Below are 22116 nucleotides of genomic sequence, written 5' to 3' on the forward strand. Positions count from 1 at the left end.
GGAGGAGAGATTCCCCGTGCAGCCCCTGTATTCGTCGGCCTCCCTCACCACCACCCTGGCCGCGGCCGACGGCCCCGACACCGGCGACACCGCCTGGCTGCTCGCGGCCACGGCTCTGGTCCTCCTGATGACACCCGGCCTCGCGCTCTTCTACGGCGGCATGGTCCGCACGAAGAGCGTCCTGAACATGCTGCTCATGAGCTTCGTGTCGATCGCCCTGGTCACGGTGGTGTGGCTGCTCGCCGGCTGCTCGCTCGCGTTCGGCGACGACGCGTTCGCGGGCCTGATCGGCGGCGTCGACCACCTCGGGATGGCGGGCATCGGCCCGGGAACCCTCACCGGGACGGTCCCCACGCTCCTGTTCACCACCTTCCAGCTGACCTTCGCGATCCTCACGACGGCGCTGATCAGCGGCGCGATCGCGGACCGCACGAAGTTCGCGGCGTGGCTGGTGTTCGTGCCCGTCTGGGCGCTGCTCGTATACGTTCCCGTGGCGCACTGGGTCTGGGGCCCGGACGGCTGGATCTCCTCGTCGCTCGGCGCCCTGGACTTCGCGGGCGGCCTGGTCGTCGAGATCGCCTCCGGCGCGTCCGGCCTGGCGCTCGTCCTGGTCATCGGTCCGCGCATCGGCTTCAAGAAGGACGCGATGCGCCCGCACAACCTGCCGATGGTCCTGATGGGCGCGGGTCTGCTCTGGTTCGGCTGGCTCGGCTTCAACGGCGGCTCGGCCCTCGGCGCGAACGGCCTCGCGGCGGCCTCACTCCTGAACACCCTGCTCGCCGGGTGCACGGGCCTGCTCGGCTGGCTCTTCGTGGAGCAGAAGCGCGACGGCCACCCCACGACCTTCGGCGCGGCTTCGGGCGCGGTGGCGGGCCTGGTCGCGATCACCCCGGCGTGCGGGGTCGTCGGGGTGCTCGGCGCCGCGGTGGTCGGTCTCGCGGCGGGCGTGGTCTGCTCGTACGCCGTGGCCTGGAAGTTCCGCTTCGACTACGACGACTCCCTCGACGTCGTGGGCGTCCACCTGGTCGGCGGCATCGTCGGCACGCTCCTGATCGGCCTGTTCGCGACGGCCACGATGACGGAGGGCGCGGAGGGCCTCTTCTACGGGGGCGGGCTTGCCCAGCTGGGCAAGCAGACGGTGGCGGTGCTCGTCGTGGCGGCGTACACGTTCGCCGTGACGTACGGCATCGGCAAGGCGATCGACAAGCTCATGGGCTTCAGGGCGTCCGCGGAGGACGAGCAGACGGGCCTCGACCAGACGCACCACGCGGAGACGGCCTACGATCACGGCGTCCTGGTCAGCCCGATGAAGGGGAGCACCGTCCGATGAAGCTCATCACCGCGGTCATCAAGCCGTTCCGCCTGGACGAGGTGAAGACCGCGCTCCAGGAGCTGGGCGTCCAGGGCCTCACGGTCACCGAGGCGAGCGGGTACGGACGCCAGCGGGGCCACACGGAGGTGTACCGGGGCGCGGAGTACCAGGTGGACCTGGTCCCGAAGGTCCGCATCGAGGTCGTCGTGGACGACGCGGACGCCGACGCGGTCATCGACGGAATCGTCCGCGCGGCGTCCACGGGCAAGATCGGCGACGGAAAGGTGTGGGCGGTCCCGGTGGAGACGGTGGTCCGGGTACGGACGGGGGAACGGGGTCCGGACGCGGTGTAGCGGTCACCTGCTCAAACGCCGGACGGGCTGGATTTCCAGCCCGTCCGGCGTTTGAGGACCGGGGTCTGGGGCGGAGCCCCTGCGCGGCGCAGCCGCCAATGGATACAGCCGGGAAGGGGCGGGGTTGGGGAAAGACTCAGTTCGCTTGAGCCCGCACCCGAACCGCACCATCAGGCCCCGCCAGAAACACCGGCGTCCCCACCCCACCAAGGTCCCGCACAGCGGAAAGATCCTCGACGGAGAGCGCCTCCTCGGAGGAGACAACGGCCGCCGCCTCCAAAGACTCCGCACCGGAAGCAACCGCCATCGCAACGGCGGTACGCAGGGCGGAAAGCTTCAGGGAGTCCAGCGAAACCGTCCCGGCGACATACGTACGCCCCGTCTCGTCCCGCACAGCGGCCCCCTCGGCCACACCGTTCCGCGCCCGCGCCGAACGAGCCAGCGTCACGATCTTCCGGTCCTCAGCGTCAAGCGCAGCACTCTCGGTCATGAGCCGAGCATACGGAGGTCAGAGAGCTACATGGCCATCGGGGCCACCGGGTACATCGACCCCCGCCGCCCCTCGGGCGAGGCGAGCCACTCCAGTTTCGCCGCGGTCTCCGCCTCGGGAAGCGGCGTATGGAGCACGATCGTCAGATCGGGCCGCGCCGGCACCCGCAACGCCGTCGACTCCACGTGCAAGGTCCCCACCAGGGGATGGATGAGCTCCTTGTGCACCTGCCCGGCGGGCCGCACGTCCCGCCGCTCCCACAGTTCGGTGAACTCCTCGCCCGCCGTCTCCCGCAGCTCGGCGAGGACAGCCTGGAAGCCCTCGTCGTCCGGGGTCTCCGAGCACGACGCGCGGAACTGGGCGACGACCGACTCCGCGTTGGTCCGCCAACTCACGCTCCGGGAGCGGTAGATGGGGTCGGTGAAGAAGTCCACGAGGCAGTTCTGGGTGATCTCGGGGCGCATCCCGAAGACCATTCCGGCCGCGTCGTTGTACATGACGCAGTTGTAGTAGCGGTCCATGATGTGCGCGGGGTACGGCATCCATGTGTCGATCAGGCGCTGCATCCCCTCGCACATGTCCCGGTCGGCCTGCTCGACCTCGGGGGCGGGCGGGTTGAGCCCGGCGAGGACGTACAGATGCCGCCGCTCGGTGCTCGACAGCTTCAGGACGCGGCCCACGGAGTCCAGGACCTGCGGCGACACGGAGATGTCGCGGCCCTGCTCCAGCCACTGGTACCAGGACGCGCCGACCCCGGCGAGCACGGCGACCTCCTCGCGGCGCAGACCCGGTGTACGCCGCCGCGCGCCGCCGTCCGGAAGTCCCGCCTCCGCGGGGCTGACCCGGGCGCGGCGGCTCATCAGGAACTCGCGCAGCTCACTGAGCCTGCGCGCCTTCGACGCGTCCTGCGGCACCCCGGCCGCGGCCTCACTCATCCCTGGCATGCGCAAGCTCCCCCTTGCCTGGTGTTACGACCACCAGCATAAGTTCCCGCTCCCCACGGCTATTCCTGACGCCCGAAGCTCGTCTCATGGCGATCGACACCACCACTCCCCCGTCCACGACAACGGCGCCCCCGGCCCCGCAAACCCAGCCCCAGCCCCAGCCCCAGTCCCAGCCCTCGGCTCCCAAGCTCTCCACCCGCGACAAGCTCGTCCTCTTCGTGCTCTGCGCCGCCCAGTTCATGGTCGCGCTCGACTTCTCCGTACTGAACGTGGCGCTGCCCGTGCTCGGCACCGACCTGGGCATGAGCCAGTCCGCGCTCCAGTGGGCGGTGACCGCGTTCGCCCTTCCCTCCGGCGGCTTCCTGCTGCTCTTCGGCCGTACCGGCGACCTGTTCGGGCGGCGCAAGCTGTTCCTCGGCGGTCTCGCCCTGTTCGGCCTTGCCTCGCTGCTCGCGACCTTCGCCTGGGACCCGGCGTCGTTCCTGACCGGACGTGCGCTCCAGGGTGTCGGCGCGGCGGCCATCGTGCCGACCGGCATGTCGCTGCTCACCACCACGTTCCCCGAGGGCCCGCAGCGTGACCGGGCGCTCGGGATATCCGGCACGCTGCTCTCGCTCGGCTTCACGGTCGGCATGGTTCTCGGCGGCGTCCTCACCGACACGCTCGGCTGGCGTTCCACGATGGGCCTGCTGACCCTCTTCGCGCTGATCGTGCTGCCGCTGGCGCCCGGCCTGCTGCCCGAGTCCCGCACCCCTGAGCGCCCCCGCCTGGACATCCCCGGCGCGGTCACCGTCACCGGCGGTCTGCTCGCTCTGATCTACTCGCTCTCCACGGCCGCCGAACGCGGCTTCGGCGGCATGGACGTCATCGTCACGCTCGTCGCGGGCGTGCTGCTGCTCGCGGCCTTCGGGTACATCGAGTCGCGCGCCGCGTCACCGCTGGTCTCGCTGCCGATGCTGCGGCGCAGGACGGTCGCGTGGGGCAACCTGGGCGGTCTCGTCACCTTCTCGATGATGTCGGCGGTCATCTTCGCCCTCACGCTTTACCTCCAGGAAGTCCTGGAGCTCTCCGCCTTCCGGACGGGTCTGGTCTTCGGCGTGCAGGGCGTGGTCTCGGTGGTCGCCGGGATCTTCGCGCCCAAGGTCATCAGCCGCTTCGGAGCGCGCCGCACCCTCGTCGGATCGCTGCTCGGCCAGGGCCTGTTCATCGCGGCGCTGCTCGGCATCGACGAGGGCATCTGGTCGGTATGGCTGGCCACCGCGGGCGTCTCGGTGGCGAGCATGTTCCACCTGGGCGCGATCATCTCGTACGGCGTGACGGTCACGTCGGGTGTGCCGGACGATGAGCAGGGCCTGGCCACCGGCCTGGTGACGTCCACCCAGCAGGTGGGCATCACGATCGGCATCCCGCTCCTGGGAGTCCTCGCCACCACCGGCACGGATCTCCTGGCGGGGACACGGACGGTGCTCCTGATCGACGCGGCCGTGGTGCTCGTGGCGGCGGCCCTGGTCGCGCTGGGCCTGCGCACCCGGCGTAAGGGCTAGGGCGTCGGCGTAAGGGCTAGGGCCGGTCGAGCCGCAGTCGTTCCGCCTTCGGGAGCCCGGCCACCACCAAGTCGTACGAGTCCTCGACGAGCTCCCGGACCTGCTGGTCCGGGAGCTTCGCGTCGACCGTCACGGTGTTCCAGTGCCGCTTGTTCATGTGCCATCCCGGCACGATCTCCGGGTGCGCGGCCCGCAGCTGGGCCGCCATGTCCGGATCGCACTTCAGATTCACCTTCAGCGGCTTCGCGTCCAGGGAGCTCAGCGCGAACATCTTCCCGGCGACCTTGAACACCGAGGCGTCGGGCCCGAACGGGAACTCCTCCACCACGGCGTTGAAGGAAAGACAGAACGCGCGCAGCTCCTGGGGGGTCACCCTGACGTCTCCTTCTCCGCGCCCTCGGGCACGACCGGCTCCACGAGCACCGTCACGATCTTGTTCCGCCGCCCGGCCGCGGACTCCGCGGTGAGCTTCAGCTCGCGCCCGTCCGGCAGCGGCACGAGGGCCGAGGCGTCGGCGATCGGGACGCGGCCGAGCGCCTTGGCGAGGAGGCCGCCGACCGTCTCGACGTCCTCGTCGTCGAACTCGTCGAGCCCGAAGAGCTCGCCGAGGTCACCGATGTCGAGGCGCGCGGTGACGCGGTAGCAGCCGTCGTCGAGCTCCTCGACGGGCGGCAGTTCACGGTCGTACTCGTCGGTGATCTCGCCGACGATCTCTTCGAGGATGTCCTCGATGGTGACGATCCCGGCCGTGCCGCCGTACTCGTCGATAACGACGGCGACGTGGTTGCGCTCCTGCTGCATCTCGCGAAGGAGGTCGCCCGCGTTCTTCGTGTCGGGCACGAACGTCGCCGGGCGCATCGCCGTCGACACCAGGTCCGACTCGCTGTCGCGGTTGATGTGCGTCTTGCGGGCCAGGTCCTTGAGATAGACCATGCCGACGACGTCGTCCTCGCTCTCGCCGGTCACCGGGATGCGGGAGAAACCGGAGCGCAGGGCGAGGGTGAGCGCCTGCCGGATGGTCTTGAAGCGCTCGATGGCGACCAAGTCCGTGCGGGGCACCATGACTTCGCGTACGAGGGTGTCGCCGAGCTCGAAGACGGAGTGCACCATGCGGCGCTCCTCGTCCTCGATGAGCGATTCCTTCTCGGCGAGGTCGACCATCGCGCGCAGCTCGGCCTCGGAGGCGAACGGGCCCCGCCGGAAGCCCTTGCCGGGCGTGAGGGCGTTGCCGATGAGGATCAGGAGCGGCGGGATCGGGCCCATGATGCGGGCCAGCGGCAGCAGGACGTACGCGGCGGCGGTCGCGGTGTTGATCGGGTGCTGGCGGCCGATGGTGCGCGGCGACACACCCACGGCCACGTACGACACGAGGACCATCACCGCGATGGCGACGGCGAGCGCCTCCCACGTCTTCGCGAATTCGTTCAGGCAGGCGTACGTCACCAGGGACGCCGCGGCCATCTCGCACGCGACGCGCACGAGCAGCGCCACGTTGAGATAGCGGGTGGGGTCTGCGGCGACCTGGGCGAGCTTGGCGCTGCCGCGCCGCCCGGAGCGGACCGCCTCGTCCGCGCGGAAGCTGGAGGTGCGGGCGATGCCCGCCTCGGCGCAGGCCGCGAGCCAGGCGACGACGACCAGGGCGACGGCGCCCGCGATCAACTGGAAGCTCATGGGGTTACGAGACGGTGGGCGCCGGAGACGGCCCGGTCAGGCCGTTCTCGGCGCGCCAGCCGTCGACGATGGCCGCCTGGAGGCCGAACATCTCGGCCTTCTCGTCCGGCTCCTCGTGGTCGTACCCGAGCAGGTGGAGGACGCCGTGGACGGTGAGCAGCTGGAGCTCCTCGTCCATGGAGTGCTCCGTCGGCGCTTCCTTGCCCTGCCTGAGCGCGACCTCGGGGCACAGGACGATGTCGCCGAGGAGGCCCTGCGGGGCCTCCTCCTCGTCCTTGGCGGGCGGACGCAGCTCGTCCATCGGGAAGGACATGACGTCCGTCGGTCCCGGCAGGTCCATCCACTGGATGTGGAGCTGCTCCATGGCGTCGGCGTCCACGACGATCACCGAGAGCTCGGAGAGCGGGTGGATGCGCATCCGCGCGAGGGCGTGGCGGGCGATGTCGAGGATCGCCTGCTCGTCGACCTCGGTCCCGGATTCGTTGTTGACGTCGATCGACATGGTGCGGCTTCCGCTACTTCCCGTTTTTCTTGTTCTGCTGACTGTCGTCGTACTTCTCGTACGCGTCGACGATACGGCCGACCAGCTTGTGCCGTACGACATCGTGGGACGTGAGCCGCGAGAAGTGCACGTCGTCGATGCCCTCCAGGATGTCCTGGACCTGCCGCAGACCCGACTTGGTGCCGTTCGGCAGGTCGACCTGGGTGACGTCGCCCGTGATCACGATCTTCGATTCGAAGCCGAGGCGGGTGAGGAACATCTTCATCTGCTCGACGCTGGTGTTCTGCGCCTCGTCCAGGATGATGAACGCGTCGTTGAGCGTGCGGCCGCGCATGTACGCCAGGGGGGCGACCTCGATCGTGCCCGCCGCCATCAGGCGCGGGATCGAGTCGGGGTCGAGCATGTCGTGCAGCGCGTCGTACAGCGGCCGCAGATACGGGTCGATCTTCTCGTAGAGCGTGCCCGGCAGGAAGCCGAGCCGCTCCCCGGCCTCGACGGCGGGGCGGGTCAGGATGATGCGGTTGACCTGCTTGGCCTGGAGCGCCTGCACGGCCTTGGCCATGGCCAGGTACGTCTTGCCGGTGCCCGCGGGGCCGATGCCGAACACGACGGTGTTCTTGTCGATGGCGTCGACATAGCGCTTCTGGTTGAGCGTCTTGGGGCGGATCGTGCGGCCGCGGGACGAGAGGATGTTCTGCGTGAGGACCTCGGCCGGGGTCTCCTGGCCGTCGCCCTCGCCTGCCTCGTCCGCCCTGAGCATGGCGATCGAGCGTTCCACTGCGTCCTCCGTCATCGGCTGACCGGTGCGGAGCACCAGCATCATCTCGTCGAACAGTCGCTGGACGAGAGCCACTTCGTGGGCCTCTCCGACAGCGCTGATCTCATTGCCCCGGACATGGATGTCGGCCGCCGGGAAGGCCTTCTCGATCACGCGCAACAGGGCGTCTCCGGAGCCGAGCACCGTCACCATCGGGTGGTTCGCCGGAACGGTGAAGTGTGCTCGCGACTGGCCCTTGGCAGGGGTACGAGCTGTGGGTGTCTGAGTCATGGGCCGGCACTATGGCCTGCTCATCCCTCCTCTGCGCCTAAACCGGCGCCGCTCTCGCGGACCTGGTCGCCCGCCGTGGTGGTTACTCAATCAGTGGTTGCGGTGCCTTTGGGTACCACAACGCCTGGTAGCCCTCTGCACTGCCAAGAGTACGACGCCCCACTGACACCGCCGTAGGGCTTTTTCACTCCGGTGACGCACAGCTGTACGACCTGTTACGCGGATCTGAAGCCGATCGTCGGCACGGCCCGCCGCAGCGGCCACGGACGGGTGGCCTCCGGGAGCAGGCCCTCCAGGAATCCGTAGCGCCGCAGCGCCACCGGGTCCTGGTCGTCGACCTCCCGCACGGTCCGCCACCACGTGGCGACCTCCGCCCAGCCGGGCGCCGACAGGGACCCGCCGAACTCCTGCACCGAGAGCGCCGCCGTGAGCCCCGCGAAGGCGAGCCGGTCGGCGAGGGGCCAGCCGGCGAGGGTGCCGGTCACGAAGCCCGCCACGAAGACATCACCGGCCCCCGTGGGATCAAGCGCCTCGACCGCGATGGCCGGAACCTCCGCGGTCTCGCCGGTCCGCCCGTCCACCGCGTACGCCCCGTCCGCACCCAGCGTCACCACCGCGAGCGGCACGTATTCGGTCAGCGCCCGCGCGGCGGCTCTGGGGCACTGGGTCCTGGTGTACCGCATGGCCTCCTCCGCGTTCGGCAGGAACGCCTCGCAGTGCTCCAGGTCCGCGAGCCCCGCCAGATCCCAGCGCCCGGTGTCGTCCCAGCCGACGTCAGCGAAGATCCGCGTGCCCGTACGCGCGGCCCCGGCGATCCAGGGCGCCCGTGTGCCGGGCGTCAGGGAGGCCACGGCGGCACGCGCGCGCGGCGGGCACGCCGGGGCGCCGCCGTCCGTGGAGTCGGCGTCCGGCGGCGGCTCGTGCCCATGGCTGACCATGGTCCGCTCGCCCTCGTACGCCATGGAGACGGTCACCGGGGAGTGCCAGCCGGGCACGGTGCGTGACGTCGCGAGATCGATGCCCTCCCCCTGTTCGAGGGCGTCCCAGCAGTACTCCCCGTAGTGGTCGTCCCCGAAGGCCGCCGCGAGGGACGTACGCAGCCCGAGCCGGGAAAGCGCCGTCGCCATATTGGCCACGCCACCGGGACTCGACCCCATCCCGCGCGCCCAGGACTCGGTCCCGCGCACCGGCGCGGAATCGAGCCCGGTGAAGATGATGTCGAGAAAGACCGTGCCGGTGAGGAAGACGTCACAGGACGGATCGCCTGCTCTGCGGGCTGCCTTGAGCGGGTCGATGCTGGGTTTGAGAGGTACGACCATGCAGGCAACGTAACGGAAGAAACCCCGTGGGGCTCGAACGCCGGACGAGCCAGGGTCGAGCCCGCCCGGCGCGGGAGGCCTGTTGTTGTCACCCCGCCCGGCGCGGGAGGCCTGCTGCTATCAGCCCGTCCGGCGTTTGAGGACGAACTCGGCGAAGCCGGTGATGACGGTACGTACAAGGCCCCCGCGCCAGCGGGTTTTCGGGAAGGGGCGGGGTTGGGGAAAGAAGAAGCCCCGCCCCCAACCAGCTACCCCCCGAGCTCCGCCTCAACAAGATCGGCAGCCCGAGCCGTACCCCCCTCAGCCCGCACCTCCGCCTTGAGCTCAGCAGCCCGAAGCACGACATCGGGAGAGGACGTCAGCTCAAGGAGCGCGGCCCGCAGCGCCCCCGCCACCGCATCAGCGGTATCAATCCGCCGGGCAACCCCCAACTCAACCAAGCGGTCAGCGTTGAGCGGCTGCTCGGCCCCCTGAGGAACGGCGATCATCGGCACCCCGCAGAACAGCCCCTCACTGCTGCTCCCCATCCCCGCATGGGTCACGAACGCGTCGGCCTGCTCCAGGATCGCCAACTGCGGTACCCACGAGCACACTTCGACGTTCCCCGGCACTTCCCCGAGCTCCGCGGGATCCACGTGCTTGCCGATCTGGAGCACCACGTGCCACCCCTCAAGCCCCCCGAAGGCCCCCACGCACTGCCGGTAGAACTCGGGCTGCTGCGTGTAGGAGGACCCGAGCGAAACGAGCAACACCTTCTCGGCACCCTCCGGCCGCCGCCACTCCCCCTGCCCCGCGCGGTCCGCCCGGTCCCCGAAGCAGGGCCCCACAAAGTCGACCCGCTTCGGATCGACCCGGTCGGCGGAGAGCTGCATGACCCGCGGGATCATCGCGATCGCACGGTCGGGCGTGCCCGAGAAGGCGGCGACGTCCAGGGTCGTGGCCCCGCACTCCGCGAGCCACTCCCCGAACCGCGCCTCCAACTCGGCGGCCCCCGGAAGCTGCCGGAGGTGCGCACCGACCTCCTCCTGATAGCCCTCCCAGGCCACGAAGGTCGGCGACAGCTGCATGAACGGCCGCCGCTGCCCCTCGGCAAGGGCACGGGCGACGTACGCGCCGATGTCGTACAGATACAGATCGGCGGGGTCCTCGTCGTAGAACGAGCGCAATTGCGGAAGCACCGACATCGCGTCGTCCAGGAACAGGCCGCTCGCGGCGATCGGGTCCTCGGGCCAGACGTTGTCCTTGAACGGCAACCCCGATGTGCACGGGACGAGTTCGGCGCCGGTGGGCTCGATGAGGCCGCGGGTCGCGGGGTCGTTCGCGTACGTCACCCGGTGGCCGCGCGCCACCAGCTCACGGATGATCTCCAGAGAGGGCAGCACATGGCTGACCATCGGGACGCCGACCATGGCGATGTGGGCACGGCGACGGGAAGTTCGACGATGCATGGATGAGATTCCTTCACGTGTTCTCACTGCTACGGATCAGGACACGGCGGCCCGGCGCCACAGCCGCTGACCAGCGGGGGCGCTCGGGCCTATGAGGGCCGTGTCAGCCGTAGAGCTGAATGAAGGAGTCCATGGGCGGACCATAACTCCGCCCTCGGCGATCAGTCGAACGAATATTGCGCGACCTCGGCGAGATACCGGGCCCGCAGCTCCTCGTCCCGCGCGCTCCCGTCGAGGAAGGACGCCTCGAACGAGTTCCGCGCGAGCTCCCGCAGCCGCTCCTGGTCGAGCCCGAGGGCTTCCCGTACGGCGTGGAAGGTGTCGTCGACATAGCCGCCGAAGTACGCCGGGTCGTCGGAGTTGACCGTGCACAGCAGCCCGGCGTCCATCATCCGCGCGAGGGGATGCTCTTCGAGTACGTCGATGGCGCGCAGCCGGACGTTGGACAGCGGGCAGAGGGTGAGCGGCACGCGCTCGCTCACGAGCCGCTCCACAAGGCGCGGGTCCTCCATGCAGCGCAGGCCGTGGTCGATGCGCTCGACGCCGAGTACGTCGAGGGCCTCCGTGATGTACGCGGGCGGCCCCTCCTCACCGGCGTGCGCGACCCGGCGCAGGCCGAGCGCGGCGGCCGCCTCGTACACCTCGCGGAACTTGGCGGGCGGGTGGCCGACCTCGGCGGAGTCGAGTCCGACGCCGATGATCCGGTGCAGATGGGGCTTCGCGGCCTCCAGCGTCTCCAGGGCCGATTCGGCGGACTGGTCCCGCAGGAAGCACATGATGAGCCGGGTCGAGATCCCGTGCCGCTCCTCGCTGCGGTCCAGGGCGCGCCCGAGCCCTTCGACGACGGTGTCGATGCCGACGCCGCGCGCCATGTGGGCCTGCGGGTCGAAGAAGATCTCGGCGTGCCGTACTCCCTGCTCGGCGGCGCGCGCCAGATAGGCGTCGGCGAGCTCCTCGAAGTCCTCCTCGGTGAGCAGCACGGCCATCAGGCCGTAGTACAGGTCGAGGAAGGACTGAAGGTCGTCGAAGAGATAGGCCTTGCGGAGCTCTTCGGTGTCCGCGTAGGGCAGGGTGACGCCGTTGCGGGCGGCGAGGGCGAAGGCCAGCTCGGGTTCGAGCGTGCCCTCGATGTGGAGGTGGAGTTCGGCTTTGGGGAGGGGCATGGCGCGGCTCATTCAGGTGGTTCGTTTGGGCAGAGGTACACGCAACAGGTCTTGGGCGACGGTGAGTTCACCGTCGAATCCCGCGTCCCGGGCCTGCTGCTCGAATACGCCGGGGTCGGGGTAGCGCTGGCTGAAGTGGGTCAGCACGAGATGCCGGACGCCGGATTCGACGGCGACACGGGCGGCCTGGCCCACGGTCAAGTGACCGTGATCAAGCGCTAGTTGCTCGTCCTCGTTCAGGAAGGTGGACTCGATGACGAGCATGTCGCAGCCCTCGGCGAGGGCGTGGACGCCGTCGCAGAGCCGGGTGTCCATCACGAAGGCGAACCGCTGCCCGCGCCGCACCGCGCTGACCTCGTCGAGCGTGACGCCCCGCAACTCGCCCTCGCGTTGCAGGCGCCCCACGTCGGGCCCCGTGATGCCGCGCGCGGCGAGCAGGTCCGGGAGTATGCGACGACCATCGGGCTCGGTGATGCGGTAGCCGAAGGATTCGACGGGGTGGGACAGCTTGACGGCGTCGAGCGCGAAGGGAGGCCCGGCGGCCAGCCGGCCATCGGCCTCGACGGGTTCGACCACGAGCTGAACGGTCTCGCGGTAAGCGGTGGCGTATCGCAGCCGGTCGAAGAAGTGCCGCCCGGAGTGCGGGAAGTGCACGGTCACGTCGTGCGGGACGCGGTCCAGGTTGATGCGCTGGATGACGCCGGGCAGCCCCAGCGAGTGATCGCCGTGGAAGTGCGTGACGCAGATCCGGTGCAGGTCGTGTGCGGCGACCCCGGCACGCAGCATCTGGCGCTGCGTGCCCTCGCCGGGGTCGAAGAGGATGCCCTGCCCGTCCCAGAGCAGGACGTAGCCGTTGTGGTTGCGGTGCCGGGTCGGTACCTGGCTCGCGGTGCCGAGGACAACCAATTCACGTACGGACAAGGCGGTTTATCCGGGAGGCCACTGCAGGCCGCGTCCGCCCAGGACGTGGGCGTGCGCGTGGAAGACGGTCTGGCCCGCGCCGGCGCCGGTGTTGAAGACGATGCGGTAGCTCTCCGCCTTCTCCTCGGCGGCGACCTCTCCGGCTTCGCGCAGGACGTCGGCGGCGATGGCCGGTTCGGCGGCGGCGAGGCTGGCCGCGTCCGGGTGGTGCACCTTGGGGATGACCAGGATGTGGGTGGGGGCCTGCGGGTTGATGTCCCGGAAGGCCACGGTCGTGTCCGTCTCCCTGACGACGGTGGCGGGTACGTCACCCGCGACGATCTTGCAGAACAAGCAGTCTGCCTGCGGTTCTCCCGCCATACGGCGCCTCCGTGCCTCGCTGCGTCACTGTCCCCCGCATGCTATCCGGGCTGCGCCCAAGCTCGGCCAGTCCCCTCAGCCCCCGGCGTCCCTTCGCCCCCGAACAAGCCTCTCCCACCCACCCGCCCGTTCACCCCGCATCCACCCCTGACCGAACAAGCTCTCCCGCCCACCCGCCCGATTTCCCGGCAGTAACACGCGAGCACTCGCAGTCGGCGACGCTCGGGAGGGGGTGTGTCGGTATTTCCGCCCGGAGCACGGTTCGCGGCACTCCCCAGCCGGAAGAGAACAGGCGACCACAGGCGGATGGCGAGGACGGACATACCGGCGCGCCCCCGCACCCACAGACGGAGCAGACCCGCACGGCGCAAACCGCCCCGCTCAGTCCCGCGGCAGCTCCGGCGCCGTCTTGGGCGGCGCAGCCTCCAGCGCGGCAAGCGCAAGACGGATCGCCTCGTCCAGCTGCGGATCGCGCCCCGCCGCGTAATCCTCCGGGGTGGTCCAGACCTCCACGTCCGGATCCACCCCGTAGTTCTCGACGCCCCACCCGTACCCCTCCAGCCAGAAGGCGTACTTCGGCTGCGTCACGAGCGTCCCGTCCACCAGGCGGTACCGGCTGTCGATGCCGATGACGCCGCCCCACGTCCGCGTACCCACCACGGGCCCGATCCCCAGCGCCTTGATCGCCGCGTTCACGATGTCTCCGTCGGAGCCGGAGAATTCGTTGGCGACGGCGACGACGGGGCCGCGGGGCGCGTCCGAGGGGTAGCTGAAGGGCTGTGCGCCGCGCGGCAGGTCCCAGCCCACGATCTTGCGCGCGAGCTTCTCCACCACCAGCTGGGACGTGTGACCGCCGCGGTTCTCGCGGACGTCCACCACGAGCCCGTCGCGGGCCACCTCCACCCGCAGATCCCGGTGGATCTGCGCCCAGCCGGGCGCCTGCATGTCCGGCACGTGGAGATAGCCGAGCCGCCCCTCGGACCGCTCATGGACGTAGGCACGCCGGTCGGCGACCCACGCGTGGTACCGCAGCGGCTCCTCGTCGTCGACGGGGATCACTACGGCGTGCCGGGGGTCGCCCCCGCCCGCGGGCGACACCGTCAGCTCCACCGGCTTCCCCGCCGTACCCACCAGCAAGGGGCCGGGCCCCGTCACCGGATCCACCGGCCGCCCCGCGATCGCCAGCAACGCGTCCCCGGCACGGACGGCCACACCCGGCGCGGCAAGGGGCGAGCGGGCAGACGGGTCCGACGTCTCGGAGGGCAGGATCCGGTCGATGCGCCACGCCCCGTCCTCGCCCCGCGAGACATCCGCGCCGAGCAGCCCCTGCCGTACGGACGAACTCCCCCAGGCCCCGCCCCCCATGACGTACGCGTGCGAGGTGCCGAGCTCCCCGGCGACCTCCCACAGCAGGTCCACGAGATCGTCGTGCGTGGCCACCCGGTCGAGCACGGGACGGTAGCGGTCCAGTACGCCGTCCCAGTCGACGCCGCCCAGGTCGGGCCGCCAGAAGTTGTCCCGCATCAACCGCCCGGCCTCGTCGTACATCTGGCGCCACTCGGCGGCCGGATCGACCGTCTGCCTGACCCGCGAGAGGTCGACGTTGATGTTCGAGTCGGAGCCCTCCTCGCCGGAGGCACGCCGATCGCTCGGCACGACCTTCAGCTTGCCGTCGGCCCACAGCAGCACCCGCTTGCCGTCCCCGCTGACGGAGAAGTGGTCGGCGTCGGATGCCAGCTCGTCGATGTGCTGCTGCGCCAGGTCGTACCGTTCGAGTTCGGTGCGCGGGTCGGGGTCCGACGGGGTGGCCCTGGACGCGCCGAGGACGCCCCGCACGGGATGCCGCAGCCACAGGACGCCGTCCTTGGCGGCCCGCAGGGTGGAGTAGCGGGCGGCCTCGACCGGGAACGGCACGATGCGGTCGGCGAGCCCGTCGAGGTCGATGCGCGTGACGGGCGAGCCCTCGCTGTCCGGGGTCTCGTCCTTGTCGGGCGCCTCGAAGGGCCGCCCGTGCCGCTGCGGCCCGAACGGCGAGGGCGTGGTGGCGGCCAGCGTGATGAGGTAGGGCCGCGATCCGCCGACGAAGGCGAGGTCGAAGACGTGCTCGTCGTAGACGGGGTCGAAGGCCCGCGCCGACAGGAACGCCAGGTGCTTGCCGTCGAGGGTGAACGCGGGCGCGTAGTCGCGGAAGCGCAGCGGCGTCGCTTCGGACACCGAGAGGTCGGCGGTGTTCGCCAGCTTCAGCTGGCGCAGCGGCCGTGGCCCCGGATGCGACCACGCGAGCCAGGCCGAGTCCGGCGAGAAGACGAGACCCCCTGCGTCCCCGTGCTCTCCGCGGTCGACCTCGCGCACCTCCCCGCTCTCCCGCTCCACGAGCAGCACACGCCCGTCGTGCGAGGCGACGGCGGCCCGGCTGCCGTCGGGCGCCATGGCGAGCCCGAGCACCCGGCCCAGCTGCCCGGCGGCGATCCTGCGCGGCGTCGCGCCCGGCGCGAGGCCGGTGGCGGGCGCGAACTGGAGGGCGTCGTCGCCCTCGGCGTCCGTGACCCAGACGACGTGTTCCTCGCCGTCGACGCGGAAGGTGCGCGGTAGCCGTGCGCGCACCCCGTGCTCGACGGCGAGCGCACGGGCGGGCCCCTCGCGGTGGGTCACCCAGTGCACGCCGCCGCGCACGGAGACGGCGCTGCCCCGCCCCGTGTGGTCGGGGGCGGCGGCGCCGAACCAGCGGGACGCGCTCACGGGGAACGGCTGGAGGTCGGTGCGCTGACCGCCGAGGCGGACGTCGATGCGGCGCGGCTCGGCGTCCGACAGGTCGTCAAGGAGCCAGAGTTCACCCGCCGACGCGTATACGACGCGGGTGCCGTCGGTGGCGGCGTGCCGGGCGTAGAAGCCGTCGATTCCGGTGTGCCTGCGCAGATCGGAGCCGTCGGCGAGCGAGGAGTAGAGGGCGCCGACGCCTTCGTGATCGGAGAGGAAGGCGATGCGCTCGCCCACCCACAGCGGGTACTCGATGTTCCCGTCGAGCTCTTCATGGACGCGTACGAACCGGTCCTCACCTCCCGAGGTGCCCGCGCCGCCCTTGCCGTCCTCACCGCCCCGCCGGATCCACAGCTTGCCCGCCGTGCCGCCTCGGTACCGCTTCCACCAGGCGGCCTCGCGCCCCATCGGCGCGGAGAGCAGCAGGGCCTGGCCTTCTTCGGGGCCGTGCGCGACGTCGCCCACGAGGCCGTACGGAAGGGTGTCGGCGGGCCCGCCGTCGAGGGGGACGGCCCGCGCCCAGCTGCGGCGCAGCGAGGCCTGGCCGTACGTACTGACCGCGAGGACCTGCCCGTCCGGGGTCCAGCCCCGCACCCCCGTACGGGCGCTGCCCCAGTACGTCAGCCGCGTGGAGGGTCCGCCGTCGACTGGCGCGACATGCACCTCGGGGGCGCCGTCGCGGGTGGAGGTCCAGGCGACGGTCGTGCCGTCCGGGGAGATGCGGGGGTGGTTCACGGGCATGTTGTCGGCGCTGACGCGCCATGCCCGGCCGCCGTCCAGGGGCGCGACCCACACGTCGTCCTCAGCGGTGAAGGCGACCAACTCGCCGCGCAGATGCGGATACCGGAGATACGCAGAGTGCCCAGTCGATGTCACCAAGCCAGCCTAAGCAGCCGCAGCGGCCCCGGACAGCGTTTTGGATCACTTGCCCTTGAAGCACGAGCACGTCGGATCCGGCGTCGGCGGCAGCGTGGCGGTCACCGTGACGGTCGCCGCGGGTGGCTGGTCCGGCTCGTCGGGCTTGTCGCCGCTGTGGTCGTCGCCGTTGTCGTTTCCGTCGTCCCAATTGCCGTCGTCGCTGCCGTCGTTCCCGTCGTCGCCGCCCTCGCAGTCGCCGAGCACGTCCACGTGGAACCACTGCTTGCCGTCGACCTTGGCGGTCAGGCTGCCGCGGACGCAGTGCCCGTCGACGACGGACCAGACCACACCGGTGACGGTGATGTCGCTGGTGTCGTCGGAGCCTTTGCCGTTCCTGGCCTGTCCCTGGCAGTCGACGTCGACGTCGGTCTTCTGCTCCGGATCGCCGCTGGAGGGTGTGACCCTGTCCTTGAAGCGGGCCGTGCAGCTGATCCACAGCACGTCGAGGTGCTGGCGCTCCAGCTCCTTCGTCGCCATCTCGTCGGTGGTGATGGCGATGGCCGCGGTGTTCGTGGACCCGTCGACCGGATCACACGCGGCGACGCCGATCACCGCCGCCCCCGCGAACCCGACGGCGTACAGCACCCGCCCGCGCCGTCCGCCTGCGCTCACCGCACGATCACGTATGCGCCTCAATGCCCCCATAGGCGGCAGAGTGCCACCGCGAGCCGCCTGACGATAGTCCCCTTTGCGTCCACTCCGAACGCCTTCCCGCCTATCTGCGGGTCGGCCGTCAGCCGCGCAGCAGCAGCCACTCCTGCAACTCCACCAAGTTCCCTTCCGGGTCCCTGAGATGGGCGACCCGCATGCGCTCCGTCAGGGGGGCGGGTCCGTGGACGATGACTCCGCCGCGTTCGGCGATCCGCGCGCAGTACGCGTCGAGGTCGTCGACCCGCAGCACCACCAGTGAGCGGTGTCCGGTCGCGGGCTCGTCCAGTTCGTCGAGGAGCCGCGCCATCGCCGAGCGGTCCTGGAGCGCGATCCCCGCGGAGCCGGTCGCCGGGCTGAATTTCTCGTACGGCCCGTCGGTCGCCCCCGACTGGGGCTTGAGGCCCAGGATGTCGGCGTAGAAGCGATAACAGGCCGCGAAGTCCGATACGAGCAGCCGCACTTGGGCGAGTTCCACGGTATCTCCCTTACCCTGCGCGGTGGTTCAGGACCAGCGGCCCGTGCGTCCGAGGAGCAGGGCGGCCGCCGCGGTCCCCGCGGTCGACGTACGCAACACGCTACGCCCCAGGCGGTACGGCTTCGCGCCCGCCTCGGCGAACGCCGCGAGTTCGTCCGGCGATACGCCGCCCTCGGGGCCGACCACCAGGACGATGTGCCCCGTGACCGGAAGCTCCGCCGTGGCCAGCGGCTCGCTGCCCTCCTCGTGCAGGACCGCGGCGAAATCGGCCCCGGCGAGCACCGCCGCCACCTGCTTGGTCGACGCGGCATCGGAGATCTCGGGGAAACGCACCCGGCGGGACTGCTTGCCCGCCTCGCGTGCCGTCGCCCGCCACTTGCCGAGCGCCTTGAGCCCGCGCTCGCCCTTCCACTGTGTGATGCAGCGGGACGCGGACCAGGGCACGATCGCGTCGACGCCGGTCTCCGTCATGGTCTCGACGGCGACTTCACCGCGGTCGCCCTTGGGCAGCGCCTGTACGACGGTGATCCGGGGCTCCTGCGGCGCCTCTTCCCGGACGGAGTCCATCCGTACGAGCAGCCGGTCCTTGCCCTCGGTGCCCGTGACCACGCAGTCGGCCCAGCGCCCCGCGCCGTCGGTCAGGACGACGTCCTCACCGGCGTGCAGCCGCTTCACGGAGACGGCGTGGCGCCCTTCGGGACCGTCGAGGACGTACTGTCCGTCGCCGCCCGCACCGGCGTTCTGGAAGCTCTCGACGACGAAGACGGGCGCGGTCACGCCTCGCCGCCGGGCTGGGTGTCCTGCTGCCCGTCGACCGCCGACGCGGCCTGCGCCTCGGCCAGTTCGGCCGCGAGGACCTCCACCAGCTGCCCGGCCGCGAGATCGCGCGACATGCGGTGTCCCTGCCCCGCCCACAGCGCCATGCCCTGCGCGTCACCGGCCTTGGCGGCGGCCTTGCGCAGGCCGCTGGTCAGGTGGTGGATCTGGGGGTAGGCGGCGGGGGCGTACGGCCCGTGCTCGCGCATGAAGCGGTTGACCAGGCCGCGCGCGGGGCGGCCGGAGAAGGCGCGGGTCAGCTCGGTCCTGGTGAACAGCGGGTTGGTCATGGCCTGCTTGTGCAGGGCATTCGCGCCCGACTCGGGGCAGACCAGGAAGGCCGTGCCGAGCTGCGCGGCGTCGGCGCCGGCCGCGAGCACCGCGGCGATCTGCGAGCCGCGCATCAGACCGCCGGCCGCGACGATCGGGATCTGTACGGTCTCGCGCACCTGCGCGATGAGCGAGAGCAGGCCGAGTCCGGCGCCGTCCGTCTCGGGGTTGTCGCGGTGCGTGCCCTGGTGGCCGCCCGCCTCGATGCCCTGGACGCATACGGCGTCGGCGCCGGACCACTGGGCGGTCTGGGCCTCTTCGGGCGTGGTGACGGTGACGACGGTGATGGTGCCGACGCGTGCGAAGGAGTCGAAGACGTCGCGGGTGGGGCAGCCGAAGGTGAACGACACGAGCGGCACCGGGTCTTCGACGAGGATCGCGAGCTTGGCGTCGTAGCCGTCGTCGCGGCCGCTGTCCGGGTCGCCGAGCTGGGTCTCGTACCAGGCGGCCTCACCGGCGAGCTGGTTGCGGTAGACCTCGACGGCGGCGGCGTCGGCGTACTCGGGCTGCGGCATGAAGAGGTTCACGCCGAACGGCCGGCTCGTGAGCCCGCGCAACTGTTTGATCTCCTGGTACATCCCGTCGGCGGTTTTGTACCCGGCGGCGAGGAAACCGAGCCCTCCGGCCTCGCAGACGGCCGCGGCGAGCTGGGGGCAGGAAGCGCCGCCCGCCATGGGGGCCTGCACGATCGGAAGGCGGCAGAGATCGGTCAGTGCGGAGGACATGAACGCATCGTGCCATGACCTGGCCGGGGGGCCGAATCGCGCCTTGCACGGGGCCCGCGGGGGCCCCGTAAGGGGCGCGGGGCTGTGACATGTGCGGCTCCGCCGCGGGGCGCGGGCAACCACGACGGCCCGCGGGCGAATACGACAAAGTGCCCCCGGCGCGGGTATCCGCCGCCGGGGGCACAAAGAGACACCGCTCTGGGCGCTACCGCCCGTTGAACGCGTCCTTGAGACGCGAGAACAGACCCTGCTGCCCCGGCTGGAACTGCCCCGTGGGCCGCTCCTCGCCGCGCAGCTGCGCAAGCTCCCGCAGGACCCGCTCCTGCTCCGCGTCCAGCTTGGTCGGCGTGAGGACCTCGACGTGCACGATGAGGTCGCCGCGTCCGCCGCCCCGCAGATGCGTGATGCCGCGGCCGTGCAGCGGCACCGACTGGCCGGACTGCGTGCCCGGACGGATGTCGACCTCTTCGAGGCCGTCCAGCGTCTCGAGCGGCACCTTCGTGCCCAGAGCCGCCGCCGTCATCGGGATGGTGACCGTGCAGTGCAGGTCGTCGCCGCGCCGCTGGAACACGGAGTGCGGCAGCTCGTGGATCTCCACGTACAGGTCGCCGGCGGGGCCGCCGCCGGGGCCGACCTCGCCCTCGCCCGCGAGCTGGATCCGCGTGCCGTTGTCGACACCGGCCGGGATCTTCACGGTGAGCGTCCGCCGCGACCGGATGCGGCCGTCGCCGGCGCACTCCGGGCACGGGGTGGGCACGACCGTGCCGAAACCCTGGCACTGCGGGCAGGGCCGCGAGGTCATGACCTGGCCCAGGAAGGACCGCGTGACCTGCGACACCTCACCGCGACCGCGGCACATGTCACATGTCTGGGCGGACGTTCCCGGCGCGGCGCCTTCACCGCTGCAGGTCGTACATACGACCGCCGTGTCGACCTGTATGTCCTTGGTGGTCCCGAAGGCGGCCTCGTCGAGGTCGATCTCGAGCCGGATCATGGCGTCCTGGCCGCGGCGCGTGCGCGACCGGGGGCCACGCTGCGACGCCGTGCCGAAGAACGCGTCCATGATGTCCGAGAAGTTGCCGAAGCCACCGGCTCCGAAACCGCCCGCACCACCGCCGCCGCCCGCCTGGGACAGCGGGTCGCCGCCGAGGTCGTAGACCTGCTTCTTCTGCGGGTCCGACAACACCTCGTACGCGGCGTTGATCTCCTTGAAGCGCTCCTGAGTCTTCGGGTCCGGATTCACGTCCGGGTGAAGCTCTCGCGCAAGCCTCCGGAAGGCCTTCTTGATTTCGTCCTGGGAAGCGTCGCGGCGCACGCCTAGTACGGCGTAGTAGTCCGTGGCCACTTACGACTCCGCCAGGATCTGTCCGACGTAACGTGCCACTGCGCGTACTGCTCCCATCGTTCCCGGATAGTCCATGCGGGTCGGGCCGACCACGCCGAGTTTGGCTACTGCCTCGCTGCCCGAACCGTAGCCGACGGAGACCACGGACGTAGAGCTGAGTCCCTCATGGGCGTTCTCGTGACCGATCCGTACGGTCATGCCCGAATCAGTGGCCTCGCCAAGCAACTTGAGCAGAACGACCTGCTCCTCAAGAGCCTCCAGGACGGGCCTGATGGTGAGGGGAAAGTCATGTCCGAAGCGGGTGAGATTGGCCGTTCCGCCGATCATCAGCCGCTCTTCGGTCTCTTCGACGAGGGTTTCGAGGAGCGTGGAGAGCACCGTGGCCACCGTGCCCCTGTCCTCCGCGTCGAAGGACTCCGTCATGTCCTGCACCAGCTGCGGCACGTCCGCGAAGCGACGGCCCGCGACCCTGCTGTTGAGCCGCGCCCGCAGATCCGCGAGCGAGGTCTCGCCGAACGGGGCGGGACAGTCGATCATGCGCTGCTCGACCCGGCCCGTGTCCGTGATCAGGACGAGCATCAGCCGGGCGGGAGCCAGCGAGAGCAGCTCCACGTGCCGCACCGTCGACCGCGTGAGGGACGGATACTGCACGACCGCGACCTGCCGGGTCAGCTGCGCGAGCAGCCGCACCGTGCGCGCCACGACGTCGTCGAGGTCGACGGCGCCGTCGAGGAAGTTCTGGATGGCCCTGCGCTCCGGCGCCGCCATCGGCTTGACGCCCGCGAGCCGGTCGACGAAGAGGCGGTACCCCTTGTCGGTCGGGATGCGCCCCGCGCTCGTATGAGGCTGGGCGATGAACCCTTCCTCCTCCAGCGCCGCCATGTCGTTGCGGACCGTGGCCGGGGAGACCCCGAGGCTGTGCCGCTCGGTGAGCGCCTTGGAGCCGACGGGCTCCTCGGTGCCGACATAGTCGTGGACGATGGCGCGCAGCACCTCGAGCCTGCGTTCACTGAGCATCCGCGCA

The 22116-nt window shown here is 70.7% G+C and carries 21 protein-coding genes; 3 read left to right on the plus strand and 18 right to left on the minus strand.

Annotation, left to right across the window (positions count from 1 at the left end; translation table 11 throughout):
- The first annotated feature begins 16 nt into the window (after positions 1 to 16).
- On the plus strand, positions 17 to 1330 hold the full coding sequence (locus ABZ906_RS17360; RefSeq protein ID WP_361382874.1) for an ammonium transporter: 1314 nt from the start codon (positions 17 to 19) through the stop codon (positions 1328 to 1330).
- Positions 1327 to 1665: a P-II family nitrogen regulator gene (locus tag ABZ906_RS17365; protein WP_361189166.1), complete on the plus strand. Its 339-nt coding sequence runs from the start codon at positions 1327 to 1329 to the stop codon at positions 1663 to 1665. The genes ABZ906_RS17360 and ABZ906_RS17365 overlap by 4 nt, the downstream gene beginning before the upstream one ends.
- A gap of 136 nt (positions 1666 to 1801) precedes the next feature.
- Here ABZ906_RS17365 and ABZ906_RS17370 read toward each other — a convergent pair whose 3' ends face one another.
- Both ABZ906_RS17370 and ABZ906_RS17375 read right to left on the minus strand, forming a co-directional pair.
- A complete protein-coding gene (locus tag ABZ906_RS17370) occupies positions 1802 to 2155 on the minus strand; it encodes a cytidine deaminase (RefSeq protein ID WP_361382877.1) in 354 nt (117 codons plus the stop codon).
- A gap of 26 nt (positions 2156 to 2181) precedes the next feature.
- A complete protein-coding gene (locus ABZ906_RS17375; protein WP_361383272.1) occupies positions 2182 to 3090 on the minus strand; it encodes a helix-turn-helix transcriptional regulator in 909 nt (302 codons plus the stop codon).
- Between the two features lie 95 nt (positions 3091 to 3185).
- Between ABZ906_RS17375 and ABZ906_RS17380 the strand changes: the two genes are divergently transcribed.
- Positions 3186 to 4643, plus strand: a complete 1458-nt coding sequence (locus ABZ906_RS17380) for an MFS transporter (RefSeq protein ID WP_361382880.1) — start codon at positions 3186 to 3188, stop codon at positions 4641 to 4643.
- A gap of 16 nt (positions 4644 to 4659) precedes the next feature.
- On the opposite strand, the gene ABZ906_RS17385 is transcribed toward ABZ906_RS17380, so the two are convergent.
- The 16 genes from ABZ906_RS17385 to hrcA form a co-directional block, all read right to left on the minus strand.
- A complete protein-coding gene (locus ABZ906_RS17385) occupies positions 4660 to 5016 on the minus strand; it encodes an MmcQ/YjbR family DNA-binding protein (protein WP_361382883.1) in 357 nt (118 codons plus the stop codon).
- Entirely contained in the window at positions 5013 to 6314 is a 1302-nt protein-coding gene (locus tag ABZ906_RS17390) for a hemolysin family protein (RefSeq protein WP_361189156.1), read from the minus strand. The genes ABZ906_RS17385 and ABZ906_RS17390 overlap by 4 nt, the downstream gene beginning before the upstream one ends.
- Positions 6315 to 6318: 4 nt before the next feature.
- Positions 6319 to 6816 (minus strand): rRNA maturation RNase YbeY, encoded by a 498-nt coding sequence (ybeY, locus tag ABZ906_RS17395; protein ID WP_361189153.1) that lies wholly within the window; start codon positions 6814 to 6816, stop codon positions 6319 to 6321.
- A gap of 13 nt (positions 6817 to 6829) precedes the next feature.
- Positions 6830 to 7864 carry a PhoH family protein gene (locus tag ABZ906_RS17400; protein ID WP_361189150.1) on the minus strand — a complete coding sequence of 345 codons (1035 nt, stop codon included), beginning with the start codon at positions 7862 to 7864 and terminating at the stop codon, positions 6830 to 6832.
- A gap of 215 nt (positions 7865 to 8079) precedes the next feature.
- The gene (locus ABZ906_RS17405) at positions 8080 to 9183 is read right to left on the minus strand and encodes a PfkB family carbohydrate kinase (protein ID WP_361382886.1); all 1104 of its coding nucleotides are present in this window, start codon (positions 9181 to 9183) and stop codon (positions 8080 to 8082) included.
- A gap of 248 nt (positions 9184 to 9431) precedes the next feature.
- Positions 9432 to 10631, minus strand: coding sequence for a macrolide family glycosyltransferase (locus tag ABZ906_RS17410; RefSeq protein WP_361382889.1), 1200 nt, complete (start codon positions 10629 to 10631; stop codon positions 9432 to 9434).
- Between the two features lie 161 nt (positions 10632 to 10792).
- Positions 10793 to 11794 (minus strand): adenosine deaminase, encoded by a 1002-nt coding sequence (locus ABZ906_RS17415; RefSeq protein ID WP_361189143.1) that lies wholly within the window; start codon positions 11792 to 11794, stop codon positions 10793 to 10795.
- Between the two features lie 12 nt (positions 11795 to 11806).
- A complete protein-coding gene (locus tag ABZ906_RS17420; RefSeq protein WP_361382892.1) occupies positions 11807 to 12715 on the minus strand; it encodes a ribonuclease Z in 909 nt (302 codons plus the stop codon).
- 6 nt (positions 12716 to 12721) lie between these two features.
- Complete coding sequence (locus ABZ906_RS17425; protein ID WP_361189138.1) at positions 12722 to 13075, minus strand: histidine triad nucleotide-binding protein; 354 nt, start codon at positions 13073 to 13075, stop codon at positions 12722 to 12724.
- A 381-nt stretch (positions 13076 to 13456) separates the two neighbouring features.
- Positions 13457 to 16708: a S41 family peptidase gene (locus tag ABZ906_RS17430; RefSeq protein WP_361382895.1), complete on the minus strand. Its 3252-nt coding sequence runs from the start codon at positions 16706 to 16708 to the stop codon at positions 13457 to 13459.
- Positions 16709 to 16753: 45 nt separating this feature from the next.
- On the minus strand, positions 16754 to 17362 hold the full coding sequence (locus ABZ906_RS17435; RefSeq protein ID WP_361382898.1) for a hypothetical protein: 609 nt from the start codon (positions 17360 to 17362) through the stop codon (positions 16754 to 16756).
- Between the two features lie 121 nt (positions 17363 to 17483).
- Complete coding sequence (locus tag ABZ906_RS17440) at positions 17484 to 17876, minus strand: VOC family protein (protein WP_361382901.1); 393 nt, start codon at positions 17874 to 17876, stop codon at positions 17484 to 17486.
- A 27-nt stretch (positions 17877 to 17903) separates the two neighbouring features.
- Complete coding sequence (locus ABZ906_RS17445; protein WP_361382904.1) at positions 17904 to 18653, minus strand: 16S rRNA (uracil(1498)-N(3))-methyltransferase; 750 nt, start codon at positions 18651 to 18653, stop codon at positions 17904 to 17906.
- Complete coding sequence (locus ABZ906_RS17450; RefSeq protein WP_361189125.1) at positions 18650 to 19747, minus strand: nitronate monooxygenase; 1098 nt, start codon at positions 19745 to 19747, stop codon at positions 18650 to 18652. The genes ABZ906_RS17445 and ABZ906_RS17450 overlap by 4 nt, the downstream gene beginning before the upstream one ends.
- A gap of 205 nt (positions 19748 to 19952) precedes the next feature.
- On the minus strand, positions 19953 to 21092 hold the full coding sequence (dnaJ, locus tag ABZ906_RS17455) for a molecular chaperone DnaJ (RefSeq protein ID WP_361189123.1): 1140 nt from the start codon (positions 21090 to 21092) through the stop codon (positions 19953 to 19955).
- A complete protein-coding gene (hrcA, locus tag ABZ906_RS17460) occupies positions 21093 to 22109 on the minus strand; it encodes a heat-inducible transcriptional repressor HrcA (protein WP_351160429.1) in 1017 nt (338 codons plus the stop codon).
- Positions 22110 to 22116: the final 7 nt, after the last annotated feature.

Origin of the sequence: Streptomyces sp. NPDC046925 (assembly GCF_040644915.1) — a bacterium.
In the GTDB taxonomy this organism is placed as follows: Bacteria; Actinomycetota; Actinomycetes; order Streptomycetales; family Streptomycetaceae; genus Streptomyces.